General features: G+C 34.4%; 11 protein-coding genes. All 11 read left to right on the forward strand.

Features of this window, described 5'->3' with window-relative positions; translation table 11 throughout:
• Positions 1-63 precede the first annotated feature (63 nt).
• Positions 64-222, forward strand: coding sequence for a hypothetical protein (locus A5880_RS11450; protein WP_179190329.1), 159 nt, complete (start codon positions 64-66; stop codon positions 220-222).
• Between the two features lie 100 nt (positions 223-322).
• Positions 323-679 (forward strand): hypothetical protein, encoded by a 357-nt coding sequence (locus A5880_RS11455; protein WP_086329170.1) that lies wholly within the window; start codon positions 323-325, stop codon positions 677-679.
• 448 nt (positions 680-1,127) lie between these two features.
• A complete protein-coding gene (locus tag A5880_RS11460) occupies positions 1,128-2,813 on the forward strand; it encodes a molecular chaperone HscC (protein WP_086329171.1) in 1,686 nt (561 codons plus the stop codon).
• The gene (locus A5880_RS11465) at positions 2,804-5,203 is read left to right on the forward strand and encodes a J domain-containing protein (RefSeq protein ID WP_143353612.1); all 2,400 of its coding nucleotides are present in this window, start codon (positions 2,804-2,806) and stop codon (positions 5,201-5,203) included. Before A5880_RS11460 ends, A5880_RS11465 begins: the two co-directional genes overlap by 10 nt.
• A 112-nt stretch (positions 5,204-5,315) precedes the next feature.
• The gene (locus tag A5880_RS11470) at positions 5,316-5,840 is read left to right on the forward strand and encodes a 5-bromo-4-chloroindolyl phosphate hydrolysis family protein (protein ID WP_336577145.1); all 525 of its coding nucleotides are present in this window, start codon (positions 5,316-5,318) and stop codon (positions 5,838-5,840) included.
• Complete coding sequence (locus tag A5880_RS11475) at positions 5,840-6,733, forward strand: hypothetical protein (RefSeq protein ID WP_336577146.1); 894 nt, start codon at positions 5,840-5,842, stop codon at positions 6,731-6,733. The genes A5880_RS11470 and A5880_RS11475 overlap by 1 nt, the downstream gene beginning before the upstream one ends.
• 252 nt (positions 6,734-6,985) lie before the next feature.
• A complete protein-coding gene (locus A5880_RS11480) occupies positions 6,986-7,849 on the forward strand; it encodes a GRP family sugar transporter (RefSeq protein ID WP_086329175.1) in 864 nt (287 codons plus the stop codon).
• A gap of 73 nt (positions 7,850-7,922) precedes the next feature.
• A complete protein-coding gene (locus A5880_RS11485) occupies positions 7,923-9,323 on the forward strand; it encodes an amino acid permease (RefSeq protein WP_086329176.1) in 1,401 nt (466 codons plus the stop codon).
• Positions 9,324-9,519: 196 nt separating this feature from the next.
• Positions 9,520-10,884, forward strand: coding sequence for a class II fumarate hydratase (gene fumC / locus A5880_RS11490; protein WP_086329177.1), 1,365 nt, complete (start codon positions 9,520-9,522; stop codon positions 10,882-10,884).
• Between the two features lie 30 nt (positions 10,885-10,914).
• A complete protein-coding gene (locus tag A5880_RS11495) occupies positions 10,915-12,093 on the forward strand; it encodes an NAD(P)-dependent malic enzyme (protein ID WP_086329178.1) in 1,179 nt (392 codons plus the stop codon).
• A gap of 286 nt (positions 12,094-12,379) precedes the next feature.
• Positions 12,380-14,389 carry a methionine--tRNA ligase gene (metG, locus tag A5880_RS11500; RefSeq protein WP_086329179.1) on the forward strand — a complete coding sequence of 670 codons (2,010 nt, stop codon included), beginning with the start codon at positions 12,380-12,382 and terminating at the stop codon, positions 14,387-14,389.
• The last annotated feature ends 69 nt before the right edge of the window (positions 14,390-14,458 follow it).

The following is a 14,458-nucleotide window of genomic DNA, read 5'->3' on the forward strand; positions in this document are numbered from 1 at the left end:
CCAAAAAGGATCGATAGCTGCATGCATTAGATCCGAAAACGATCGCAAAGGAGGAAATAAAGAATGAATAAAGAGAAGGCAATCATTGTTAAGCAAAACATAATAACAATTATAGTTCCTTGTATGTTTCTATTTCCAGCAATTTTAACAATACTGGTAGCAATATTTGGTTTGGCAACAAATGAACTGCCTATTTTTGGGTACTGGTTTTTGTTTATGTAAGTATTCTTTATGCTTATAGCATAAATGTAGCATAAACATAGAGCGCAATCATAGTCCATTTAAAAAAAATTTTCAAAAAGAATACCTAAAGGAGATTGTCATGGGACAACACAAAAATAAAAAAGAGAAACTGTGGAAGGAAGGGGAAAAAACACTTGACCAAGTAGCAATTAGTTTTGTTGTAGTGTTTGTTATTCAAAAAATTCTAGACATTGTTAAATATAGAGGTTGGCCAACTATAACTATACCAAGTGAAAGTTTTCCAAGCAACGATGATCTTTCAACAACTGTAAATCTTGGAATCTTGCTATTTATTCTTCCGTGCATGATATTTACTCAATTCAATTTTAAAATAGCCACGAAAAAACAGAAGAATCGTGTCATAGGAATTTTGTTCTTCTTTGCGTTGGTGTTTGTTTATACACTGTATGATGTATTTGTAAAAGTTATTTTTTAAATGTTTAGTAAGTTGTATCAAAAAGAATCAATAAAATAAGGAGTAAATATGGAAATTGTGATTGATAGACAGAGTGTAAGTATGGGTGATGATGTTATAAGTCACAAAAGCATATATAACTACATTTATAAAGCTCTTTGAAGAGTTAATAGAAAAAAATTATTTCCCTCATATTCAAGGAAACAATGTCGTTTGGGTTCTAAGAGCTGATGGAAAAGATAGAATTGCTTGGAAAACAAAAGAAAATAATTTTCATGTATCGATTGATGTTTTTATTTTTTGAATACGCTATTATCATAATTACTACAATAAAATTTTTAAAGGTAGAAAGCATAAACTTATCTTTTATTATCAATAATTTCTACGTAGATATAATAAATTGACGAAAGCGAAACTACTCCTATGGTATAATTTTTATTGATTAATTTGATAAAAGGGGGAAGGGTTCTTGATTTTAGGTATTGATTTAGGAACGTCAAATAGCTTAGTTTCCTTTTGGGATGGGGAAAATATTCAGATCATCCCTAATCGATTTGGAGATAATTTGACACCTTCTGTTGTTGGGATAGATGATAATGGTGATATTCTTGTTGGTTCGATTGCCAAAGAGCGATTGGTCAGTCATTCGGAACTAACAGTAGCAACATTTAAACGTTTTATGGGGACTGAAAAAAGATATCAATTAGGCAGTTATGAATTTACTCCTGTTGAATTGTCTTCTTTAGTTTTGAGAAGTTTAAAAGAAGATGCGGAAACATTTTTACAAAAGGAATGCAAAGAGGTTGTAATTAGCGTTCCAGCTTACTTTAATAACTTGCAGCGCGAAGCCACAGTAAAAGCAGCTGAATTATCGGGATTTGTTGTGAAGAATTTAATTAGTGAACCTACAGCGGCAGCAATGGCGTATGGGTTTCATAAAAAAGAAGATCAATCTGTATTAGTTGTAGATTTAGGTGGTGGGACATTCGATGTTTCTTTATTAGAAATGTTTGATGGAATCATTCAAGTGGAGGCAATTTCCGGTGATAGTGATTTAGGAGGAGAAGATTTCACTAAATTGATTCTAAATGATTTCTTTAAAAAGAATGAATTGAAATTTAATGATTTAACAGCAGAAGATCATTCCATGATTTACAAAAAAGCAGAGTCATTGAAAAAGTTACTTACGTTGAATACAACAGCCTCGTTCAAAATAGAACTAGATAACAAATCATTTACTTACGAACTTGCTCAAGAAGAATACAAAGAATTATGTCAGGTGCTTTTAAAAAAAATGAGGGCACCGATAAGTCGTGTCTTAAACGATGCTCGGATGAGCATCAATGAAATAAATCAAGTAATATTAATAGGTGGGGCAACTAAGAATCCCATAGTGAGAAACTATCTTTCAAAATTATTTCAAAAGCTTCCATTTTCTCAAATTGATCCTGATGAAACGGTTGGAGTAGGAGCAGGGATTCAAGGAGCTTTAAAAAAAGATCGAACCATGGTTAATGAATTGATGTTAACAGATGTCTGTGCACATACATTAGGGGTTAATGCAGTTAGTCATACATCAAATGGTTATATTGACGGCGTTTTTGTACCTATTATCGAACGAAATACAACAATCCCAGTCAGTAAGAGAAAAACATTTTATACGCTAAGAGATAATCAAAAACAAGTGGAATTTTCAATTTATCAAGGAGAATATCCTATGGTAAAAGAAAATCTTAAAATTGGAGAGATAACTATCAAGATACCTCCATCAAAAGAAAATACACCGATTGATTGTCGCTTTTCCTATGATTCGAATGGATTACTTGAAGTAAATGTGACAGATAACAATGGTAAAAGTAGCCAACTTATTATTGATAGCTCTAGTGGTAAATTAACAGATGAACAGATTAATGAAAGCTTGAATAAAATGAGACGTTTGAAGATACATCCTAGAGATAGATCAGAAAACCGATTGTTGATGGCAAAGTTGGAGCGTCTTTTTGTTGAAATGACAGGGATAGAAAGAGAACAGATTCAAAAGTTAATCGTTGAGTTTACTCAAGTGCTAGAAGAACAAGATGAAATCTTGACTAAACGATATACAGCAAATCTAAAAAAAACGATTGACTATTTTGAAGGTGACGAGTGGCTATGAATCCATGGACAATATTAGAAATTGAACAAACAACAGATGTTAGCCAAATAAAGAAAGCTTACTCTAAAAAGTTGAAATCAATTATTCCTGATGAACAACCAGAAGCATTTCAACAACTAAAACTTGCTTTTGATACAGCACTAAAAATGGCTAAAGAAACAAAAAGTGAAAGTCCTATTATCTTTATAGAAGACGACAATGTAGTGGATTCAGAGTTGGCTGATGAGAATTATACTGATTACGAAGAAGATTTTATTAACGTAGAGCTCCCGTTTTCACTAAAATTACAGCTAATAGTTAATGAAAAAGATTATTCCTATAATATAAATATCTGGGAAAAATTGGTAGAGGCTATAGATGAGTGGACGATTGATGAATTTATGGCAAATACATACAGTATTCAGTTATTTCTCGTGGATCACTTTACAATGATTTCAAGGGAGATTATTCATTTTCTGTTTTATACATTTGAATTATCGGATCTCCGTGATTACATTGGGCAAGAAAACTATGTATCTCAAGATTTTATAATCTTAAAAGATAAAATTTATGGGGTTCCTCCTTTTGCGTTTGAAATAGCTCAAGATATTCCAAACGATCGTCATGAAGAATATTTTAATCTACGCTATTCTATTTATTGTATGCTTGAACGTGAAGAAGAAACTCATCTTATAGAGGAAAAATTAGATAAAGCAAAACGTATCGTTGCTCATGATAGTGATTTATTAAATATGTATATTCTTAATATCTTAAAATTGTATCATGGGCATCCTAAAAACAAGTTGATTATAGCAAAAATTGATAATCTCCTACTATACGCTGAAGGAGCAAAAGAGAATCAGACAACAGAATTTTTAAAAAGCTATATTTTGGCTTTGAATGGAAATTTAACGAATCCAAAAATTCAAGAAGCAATTATATGGAAAAAAGATCAATTGGTTATTCCTCAAAAGTTATATGTTTTATTAACAGGGTATTTCTGTTTTTTCAATCATCAATATCTATTAGCATTTGATATATTTAAAACACTTCCGTTAAAGGAAATAATTTATTTAGATGACACATTAAAAAAAATAAAAAAACAGTTACCGAATTTTAAAAGTCAGGAATATTCGAATCTGCAAATTAAAATCAAAAAATTTAAAGATGGAGCTGGAAAGGAGAAAGTGAAAGTACCTGTATCTACTAAGATAATGTTTGCTTCTTTTCTCTTTATTATCGTTCTTTATGTATGGGTTGGATTATTCAATGACGACACATCGAATCAGTCAAACACTTCTAGCACTTCATCGAGTGAGGGGATTTATAAAGCAGAGGATTTAAGTAAAGAAGAGCTAGATCGAAGGTTTATTGAAACTTTTTATCTGTCAAATGATTTGGAACAAAAGAAACAATTTCAAATTGATAATATGGAAGATACAGTATCCATTGAAAATGCTATACAGCTAAGTGCTCATCCAAAATTTAAGAATGCATCATTAAGTGATTTTTCAATTCAAAAGAAAGAATTGACGGTGATATACTATCGAGGTGAACCTATTAATATATATGATGAGACTATTTTTGATAAAAAGTTAAGGGGTATTTATGGGGAAGGCTGGAAACGAATGGAGTATCTTTCTCTAATAGAATTTGATGAATTAGATTTACCATTAGATTCATTAGCAGAAAAGTTTATTTATACATTTTATGTTACCGATAACCCGTTACTGAGAGATATTTTCAGGTTAAGTTTTATTTATGATGACGTATCAAGAAAACAAATGCTTGATTTTGTTCCAGCTGAACGATATATAAATAGTTCTATGGCAGACTTCTCTTTTATATCAAAAGAAAAAGTAGACACCGAAAATATAGAAACAGTTTATATTCGCTATAAAGACAGCCCAATGTGTACAATCAGATACTACACTGGAGATATGAAACCAAGTATTGATGGATTACTTGGAGATGGATGGGATTTTCTAAATGAAAATGTGCATTTTCCTATTAAAATAGTCGATTATGAGAAAGCGGTAGAAATTTTTATTCAATATATATTATTTTCAGACAAAAAACAGGATCATTTAGCAGAATATGAAGAGTATTTTAGTGACAATCTACGTTCACTAGTGAATGATAGATTATCGATAGAACATCCTGAAAATTTAACTAATACAGACTTATATATAGTTAAGGATGATATCATAGTCTCAAGAAACGAGGAGCCAATATTATTTATAGGATATGGGAATAAGGTTCGACTGTTTTTTACTTTTGATGATATAGGCAGGTTAGATCATGTTTATGGTGATAAGTGGGAAAATGGTAGAGAGCTTAAGGTAGAGAATAAATATACTTCACATATTCAAAGTATAAGGTCTTTATTAGAAGAAAAGATCGAAAAGTGATAGCACATTTAAATAATATTCTTAGAGTGTAGAGAAAATCTGTTTTAGATGGTATCTACACTCCTTGTCGTTCGTGCAAAATATAAGTAGATAAAAATGGGAGATAATAGGTGTGAAAATAATAGGATTATTGGTACTTCTTGTATTTCTAAAAGGAATAGAGTATTTCAGGAGACTGTATACATATAAAAAAAGAATAAAAACATATCAGAAAAACAATCAGTTGACCTCTGATGAGTTGCAGTTATTCAAAGAGACAATGTTTATAGCCAAAAAACAAATTATACGTTTAGAATTGATGACAAGCAAGTCAACCATTTTAATGAAAATTGAGAAAAAAGAAAAAGGATTACATTCTTCTAAATTGCTGTTTGATCAACTAATGAAACATCCAAAAGAGATGACAGAACTTGAACAATTTCTATACACAAAGTTACCTAGTATTGTGCAAGCGACAGAAAAATTCATTCAAATTCAAGATGCCGAGCTTTCAACAACAGAAATTAAAAAGTCCAAAACAATGATAATCGAAACAATTAGTTCTATTTCAGCTAGTATTACGGATGAATATGAAGAGATCATTCAAGAAGATTCAGAAGATATTTACTTAACTAAAAAATTAATTGAGGGAAAATAATGAATAAGAAAGAAAAACATTTTTATGATACATATGATACTTTATTTTCAAAACCGCCTCTTTTTAAAAAGAAAAAAAAGAGTAGTGTACAAAACTACACAAAATTTATCCTCAAGTTAAAGCCGAAAAATGTTCAAAAGCAAAAAATGATTAAAAATAACCTTTCAAGGAGTAAGGTGAAAAGTAAAAAGCATTCTTTAAAGAAAAAGTTAGCAGCTTTGATCGTGATAGTTGTAGCCATCGCATTTTTTGTTATAAAAGAAATGAACCTTTTCCCAGTTTTATTTTCTGACTACTCGCAGGAATATGTAGATGTTCTTCCATTAAAGGAAGCAGGTATTAAAGGAACAGGAACGAAAGACTTTAGCAAACCATTTATGTTAAGTGTTGATAACCACACGTTTTTAACCAATAGAGGTTATGAATTAGAAATACTAGGGGATTCAAAAATAGAAATTGAAAGAGAAGAACTATCGGTTTTACCAACAAACGATAGGTATGCGAATTCTTTTTTTGCGGCATATGTCTCTTTTTATTCAGGACAAATTTTGAAACGATCTGTAAGCTTGCATATGTCAGAAAATGTGGTTAATAGTCTAAATGAAAGTTTTGTTGAAGATAAAAGGTCTTTTTCTAAAGCTTATATTGAACAAGAAATTGGTGAAGTGAAAAATGGCTATGTTTTAACGTATGTTAAGAGTCCGTATCCCCAAATTACTATTTCCCGTTTTTTCATTTTTCCAGACGAAACAGGTTTTTTGTTACAGTCAGATTCACTTGAAGAGCTACCCAATAAGCTTAATAAAGAAAATACATTAAAGGAGTTAAAGAAGATTTTAAGTGATGACTTTTCTTTTATGGATAAAAATTTTGTATTTAAAAAAAGTGAGTAGGAAAGAAACTGGAGTTAAAAGATCAATCATTCTAAGTGATGTTTGATCTTTTATTGTTGTTAACAAAATAGTTTAAGAACTTATCATGCCCATTTTTAATCCCTAATAACTATGTTGTCCTTCTGGTTTTCGTGTTTATTTCCAAAAAATGAGAGAAACTCTATTGAATTTTTTCATATGTTATAGTTGTACCGTAAAGGCTTTCATTGTTACACTTAACTCATCTATAATGGAAATGGATAGGAGCAGAATATGAATATATTAGTAGCGTTGATCCCGATGATTGCGTGGGGCAGTATCGGTTTAGTAAGTGGGAAGATTGGTGGGAGTGCCAATCAGCAAACGTTAGGTATGACTGTTGGTGCCTTAGTTTTTTCAATTGTTGTCTTTTTGGTTGTTCAGCCAGTTATTAGTATTCAGATGATGATAGTTGGGGTTTTATCTGGTCTATTTTGGAGTTTGGGTCAAAATCAGCAATTTCATGGGATGAAATATTTAGGTGTATCTGTAGGTCTGCCGGTATCAACAGGCATGCAGTTAATCGTAAATACGATTGCTGGAGCGATTTTCTTTCATGAGTGGAAAGGTAGTCGAGATTTCACATTAGGATTTATTGCCTTAGCATTATTAGTTTTTGGGGCATATTTAACGGCAAGACAAGACGATGATAGTGAGCTCAAGACCACCAATTCAATGTTAAATTTTACTAAAGGATTTCGTGCCTTGATTGCTTCGACAGTAGGATATGGTGGATATACAATTATTATCAATGCTTTTGGTTTGGATCCATTGGGGATTATTTTACCGCAAAGCATAGGGATGTTGATTGGCGCTAGCTTCTTTGCTTTTAAGAAAGTGAAGTTAGATCGTTATGTTTGGTTGAATATGAGTTGTGGTCTTTTATGGGGATTAGGGAATATTTGTATGTTGCTAACGATGCGTCAAATCGGTTTAGCCATTAGTTTCTCTTTATCGCAGATGGGGATTATTATCTCCACGCTAGGTGGTATTTTTATCCTTGGAGAGCAAAAGACCAAAAAAGAAATGAAATACGTCATTTTTGGTTGCCTTTTCGTCATTTTAGGTGGTATTCTTTTAGGGTACATGAAAGCGTAAATGTTACATTTACGCTTGTTTTTATGAAAAAAGTTTTAGCATTTATTCGATTTATTTTATTGGAGGAAAAGAAATGTCAATGTTTCGAAAAAAAGAGCTTCGGGAAGTTTCTGCACAGCCGAGTTCTATGAAAAAAGAATTAAAGACAATGGATTTGATCATGCTGGGGATCGGTGCGATCGTTGGAACAGGAATTTTTGTGGTAACAGGCGTAGCGGCTGAGCAATATGCAGGACCAGCCTTGGCGCTTTCTTTTCTAGTAGCGGCTGGTGCGATTATTTTGGCTGGTTTATGTTATGCGGAATTCGCTTCAAGGATTCCGGCAATTGGCGGGCCATATGCTTATATGTATGTTGTGTTTGGCGAAATCGTCGCATGGATGACTGGTTGGCTAGTGATTTGTGAATTTTTCCTAGCGGTTTCATCTGTTGCTTCAGGTTGGTCCGGTTATGTTCATGGGTTTTTAAATAGTTTAGGGATTGATTTACCGAAAGCTTTGAGTGGGGCATACAACCCAGCGAATGGAACGTATGTTGACTTAATTGCTGTACTGGTGTTGTTGGCTGTGACGTTTTGGGTTTCATTAGAAGCGAAAACGGCGTTGCGTTTAAACAATGTGATGGTATTTGTTAAATTCGGGATTATTGCGTTGTTTTTAATTGTCGGTATTTTTTATGTTAAACCAGATAATTGGCAGCCGTTTATGCCCTTTGGTTTTTCTGGTGTGGTCAGTGGTGCTGCAGTTGTCTTTTTTGCCTTTTTAGGCTTTGATGCAGTCAGCATGACGTCAGAAGAGGTGAAAAATCCGCAAAAAGATATCCCAAGAGGAATCATCGGATCAATCATTATCACCACCGTTTTATATGTGATTGTTACCTTGATTCTAACGGGGATTGTACCCTTTGATGCGCTTGGTGTTAAAGATCCTGTGGCATTTGCGATGCGTTTTGTCCAACGTGATGGGGTGGCAGGTGTGATTTCTGTGGGCGCTATTTTAACGTTATTGACAGTAACGATTTCAATGATGTATAGTCTGGCACGAATTATTTACGCGATTAGTAAAGATGGACTACTTCCTAAATTTATGAGCAAAATTGATGAAAAACATCGTACGCCTAAAAATGCAACCTATGTAGCAGGATTCTGCTCAATGATTTTTGCAGGACTTGTGCCAATGGAACTATTGGCTGAATTGACGAATATTGTAACATTGATGTATTTAATCGTAATGGCGATTGGAATCATTCGTTTGAGAAAAATTGCAGGTGATCCTAAGCCGGATGAATTTAAGATTCCATTTGTTCCGTTTGTTCCCATTTTGTTGGTGATTGTAAGTATTGGTTTGATGCTGCAATTACAAGCGGCAACTTGGAAAGCTTTTGTTGTGGCATTAGTTTTAGGCTTCTTGATTTATTTTGCCTATGGATATAAGCATAGTAATGAAAGAAAAGAGAAACAATCATTTAAAAATTAGTTGGGATTGATGGGAATTTCTGAAAGAGACACTTTGGATTCTCGCATCTATTCGCATCAGAACTTAAACCAAAACAGATTTATCGTTTTGGTTTGGGTTCTTTTTTATTTAGTAACGAAATTAAGATTTTCATTGCGATTTGTCTTAGTCATACAGTATAGTGATAATAAACAATGAAATGGAAAGGGGCAACACCATGAATGATCGTATTGAAAAAGATTCTATGGGAGAAGTTCGTGTACCAAAAGGGGCTCTTTGGGGGGCACAAACCCAGCGCAGTCGTCAAAATTTTACTATTGGAATGGAAAAAATGCCTCTAGCTTTGATTAAAGGTTTAGCTTTAGTGAAAAAAAGTGCGGCAAAAGCCAATGAATGTACTGGGAAATTAGATCAGATGATCAGTCAAGCGATCCAACATGCGGCAGATAGAATCATAGCAGGCGAGGTAGATGATCATTTTCCATTATCTTTGTGGCAAACAGGTAGCGGGACGCAGACAAATATGAACGTTAACGAAGTGATCGCTCATTTAGCTGCAAAAGAGGACGTGATCGTTCATCCGAATGATCATGTTAATATGTCTCAAAGTTCAAATGATGTTTTTCCTACAGCCATGCATGTAACTGGGGTACAATTGATTGAACAACAGCTGTTTCCCGTGATGAGAGAGGTAATCAAAACGTTGGAAACATTAGAAGCTAAGAATGAAAACATCATAAAAATCGGTAGAACGCATTTACAAGATGCCACACCGATTACATTTGCACAAGAAATTAGTGGTTGGCGTTCAGGGATGACACATGGGTATCGAATGTTAGAATTAACCTTGACGGAATTAAAACAGTTAGCGATCGGCGGAACAGCTGTAGGAACTGGTTTAAACGCATCAAAAGAATATATAAACGTATTCCTTCAGTATTTAAATGAAGCAACAGGTAATCAATTTTTAGAAGACCCAAATAAATTTCATGGGCTTGCCAGCAAAGATGCAATCGTTTTTACCTCAGGTGCTTTAAAAGCAATTGCTGCTAATGCAATGAAAATGGCTAATGATATTCGTTGGATGGCAAGTGGACCTAGGAGCGGGCTAGGTGAAATTACGATTCCGGAGAATGAGCCAGGAAGTTCGATTATGCCTGGAAAAATCAATCCAACCCAATGCGAAGCGTTGACAATGATTGCAATTCAAGTTATGGGCAATGATACAACGATTGGAATCGGGGCTTCCCAAGGAAACTTTGAGTTAAATGTTTATATGCCTGTGATGGCGTATAATTTGATCCAAAGTATTGAATTATTGACGGATGGTTTACGCTCTTTCAATGAGAATTGCTTAAAAGGAATCAAAGCGGAGCAGATAAAAATGCAACAGTATGTAGAGCAATCGTTAATGCTGGTTACTGCATTAAATCCTCATATCGGTTATGATAATGGAGCAAAGATTGCCAAAAAAGCATTTGAAGAACAAACAACACTGAAAGAAGCGGCAGTCGCAAGTGGTTTAGTAAAAGAAGAAGAATATGATCGTTGGGTCAAACCGGAACAGATGTTAGGCAGATAGATTTAATGAGCTTGGAGAGGAATGTGGAAAATGACAAATATTTATGAAAAAGCACTAAAAGCACATGAACAATGGCGTGGTAAAATCGATATTCATTCAAAAGTTACAGTTCAAACCAAAGAAGACCTATCATTGGCTTATACACCTGGTGTAGCGGAGCCGTGTAGAAAAATCTATGAAGAGCCGAATAAAATCTATGATTATACTTGGAAAGGCAATACTGTAGCAGTTGTTACGGACGGTACGGCTGTTCTTGGTTTGGGAGATATTGGACCGAAAGCGGCATTACCGGTTATGGAAGGCAAAGCCCTACTGTTTAAAGAGTTTGCCGGAATTGATGCCATTCCGATTTGTTTAGATACAAAAGACCCAAAAGAGATTATTTCGATTATTAAAGCGATGGCACCGACATTTGGTGGGATTAATTTAGAAGATATTTCAGCACCTCGATGTGTAGAAATTGAACGTACATTAATGGAAGAACTGGATATTCCTGTGTTCCATGATGACCAACATGGAACGGCGATTGTTACGATTGCAGCATTGATTAATGCGTTGAAGATTGTCGATAAAAAAGTCGATGAAATACGCGTTGTTGTTTCGGGAACAGGAGCAGCAGGCAGTGCAATTATTAAAATGCTTAATCATTTTGGGGTAAAAAATATTGTTGCTTTTAATATAGACGGCGTATTAAGGAAAGACAGTGACCAGCCGTTGACCTTTTTAGAGCAAGAAATTGCCGAAATTTCTAATCCAACAAATTTCAAAGGAACATTGGGTGAGGCAATGGTAGGGGCAGATGTTTTTATTGGTGTTTCAGCGCCTAAATTAGTTTCAAAAGAAATGGTTGCATCAATGAACAAAGGAGCAATTGTATTTCCAATGGCGAATCCTGAATCAGAAATCGATTATCAAGAAGCAATTGATGCAGGAGCGGTGGTGGTTGGAACAGGTCGTTCTGATCATCCTAATCAAATAAATAATGTCTTGGCTTTTCCCGGATTGTTTAAAGGAGCTTTTGTAGCAAGAGCAACAAAAATCACTGAAAATATGAAATTGGCTGCCGCAAAAGCAATCGCAGAAATGATTCCAGAAGAAGAATTAACAAGTGAGTATATTATTCCGTCTGCATTTAATCGAGACTTAGTTGATGTGATTATTGAAAAAGTTGCCGAAGCAGCTGTTCAAGACGGTGTGATTCGAGCGTAAAGAAGATGAGACGGGTGCGGGGACAAAACTAAAAATCAGTGTTGTTTCGCACTCTAAACCTTAATAAATGGTGGCCAAAAGTCAGGTTTTTCGGCAATTCCGCAAAAATCGAGCAATACAAAAACGTATTGTTCGATTTTTACTCCAATTACTCGAATCTACTCGACTTTTATCCCAACCTTTTTTTATATAGAGAAAATATCAGGATTTCTAGTTCAATAAAGCCAAGTATGGTATACTATTTAGGAGTAAATTCAAGAGAATGCTAGAAGGAGGATGTTTCTACATGTCAGAAAAAGAAACATTTTATATCACCACCCCTATTTATTATCCAAGTGGACAACTACATATCGGCAATTCCTATACGACAATTGCCTGTGATGCGATGGCTCGTTACAAACGTTTGATGGGCTTTGACGTATTTTACTTAACAGGTGTGGATGAACATGGTCAAAAAATTGAAAACAAAGCATCAGAATTAGGTGTTACACCTAAAGAGTATGTGGATAAAATGGCAGCAGATGTCCAAAAATTATGGAAAACCCTTGATATCAGCTATGATAAATTTATCCGTACAACGGACGATTACCATAAAAAAGCGGTTCAGCAAATTTTTGATCGTTTATTAGAACAAGGCGATATCTATCTTGGCGAATACGAAGGCTGGTACTCTGTTTCAGATGAAGAGTATTTCACTGAGACACAACTGGCTGAAGTTTATCGTGATGAAGAAGGCAACGTGATTGGTGGTAAAGCACCAAGTGGTCACGAAGTCGAATTAGTAAAAGAAGAATCTTATTTCTTCCGTATGAGTAAATATGCCGATCGTTTAGTGGACTATTACAATGAACATCCAGAATTTATTCAGCCAGAATCACGTAAAAACGAGATGATTAATAACTTTATTAAGCCTGGCTTAGAAGATTTGGCTGTATCGCGTACGACTTTTTCTTGGGGAATTCCTCTATCAAATGATCCAAAACACGTTGTTTATGTATGGATCGATGCGTTATCAAACTATATCACAGCATTAGGCTATGGCTCAGAAGATGATCAGTTGTTCCAAAAATACTGGCCGGCAGATGTGCATATGGTTGGTAAAGAAATCGTGCGTTTCCATACGATTTATTGGCCGATTATGTTGATGGCTTTAGATTTACCACTACCGAAGAAAATCTTTGGTCACGGTTGGTTATTGATGAAAGACGGTAAGATGTCGAAATCTAAAGGCAACGTTGTGTATCCAGAAATTTTAGTAGAGCGCTACGGATTAGATGCTTTACGTTATTATCTATTACGCGCAATTCCTTTTGGTAGTGACGGTGTTTTCACACCAGAAGACTTTGTTTCTCGCTTAAATTATGATTTAGCGAATGATTTAGGGAACTTGCTTAACCGTACGATTGCGATGATTAATAAGTATTGTGACGGTCATGTACCGATTTATGGATCAAAAGTGACGCCATTTGACAGTGAATTATCAACAACAGCTGCAAATGTAATCGGCAAATATCATCAATCAATGGAAAAAATGGAATTCAATACGGCAATTGCTGAAATTTGGAGCTTGATTTCCCGTGCGAATAAATATATTGATGAAACACAGCCATGGGTTTTAGCTAAAGATGAAGAAAAGAAAAATGAGTTAGATAGTGTAATGGTTCATTTAGCAGAGAGTTTGCGCATTGTAGCCATTTTATTACAGCCTGTGATGACAGAGACACCAAGAAAAATCTTTGAACAATTAGGGCTGGATCCTGAAACAATGAATATGGAAGAGATTCATTTTGGGGAATTTCCTACAGGAATTAAGGTTGTTGCAAAAGGAACACCAATTTTCCCTCGTTTAGAAATTGATACAGAAGTCATCTATATCCAAAAGAAAATGACTCAAAATGAACAAACGACAACAGAAGAAATCAAGTGGAATCCAGAAGAAACAGAATTGGTTTCTACGAAAGAAAAACAAATAAAATACGAAGATTTCGATAAAGTAGAATTAAAAGTTGCAGAAGTTGTGGATTGTAAAAAGGTTAAAGGTGCTGACAAATTATTGCAGTTCCGCTTAGATGCAGGAGACAAGCAAGATCGTCAAATTCTATCAGGTATTGCTGAATTTTATCCTGATCCAAGTGCTTTGATCGGAAAAAAAGTAGTGATCGTTGCTAATTTAAAACCAAGAAAAATGCGGGGACAAATCAGCCAAGGCATGATTCTTTCAGCAGAATCACCTGAAGGAAAACTACAAATCGTCGAGGCGCCAAAAGAAATGCCAAATGGGGCAGGAATTGCCTAATAAAATTAAAATCTATAGAAAAGTCACAGAGAAATTGCTGGAAAAGCGTTTGTTCTGTGGCTTTTTTTA

It is taken from the genome of Enterococcus sp. 4G2_DIV0659, assembly GCF_002140715.2.
Taxonomy (GTDB): domain Bacteria; phylum Bacillota; class Bacilli; order Lactobacillales; family Enterococcaceae; genus Enterococcus_L; species Enterococcus_L mansonii.

Coding starts and splice junctions, on each gene's coding strand:
- A5880_RS11450 (WP_179190329.1), top strand. CDS start 64: ATGAATAAAGAGAAGGCAATCATTGTTAAGCAAAACATAATAACAATT.
- A5880_RS11455 (WP_086329170.1), top strand. CDS start 323: ATGGGACAACACAAAAATAAAAAAGAGAAACTGTGGAAGGAAGGGGAA.
- A5880_RS11475 (WP_336577146.1), top strand. CDS start 5,840: ATGAATAAGAAAGAAAAACATTTTTATGATACATATGATACTTTATTT.
- A5880_RS11480 (WP_086329175.1), top strand. CDS start 6,986: ATGAATATATTAGTAGCGTTGATCCCGATGATTGCGTGGGGCAGTATC.
- A5880_RS11485 (WP_086329176.1), top strand. CDS start 7,923: ATGTCAATGTTTCGAAAAAAAGAGCTTCGGGAAGTTTCTGCACAGCCG.
- fumC (WP_086329177.1), top strand. CDS start 9,520: ATGAATGATCGTATTGAAAAAGATTCTATGGGAGAAGTTCGTGTACCA.
- A5880_RS11495 (WP_086329178.1), top strand. CDS start 10,915: ATGACAAATATTTATGAAAAAGCACTAAAAGCACATGAACAATGGCGT.
- metG (WP_086329179.1), top strand. CDS start 12,380: ATGTCAGAAAAAGAAACATTTTATATCACCACCCCTATTTATTATCCA.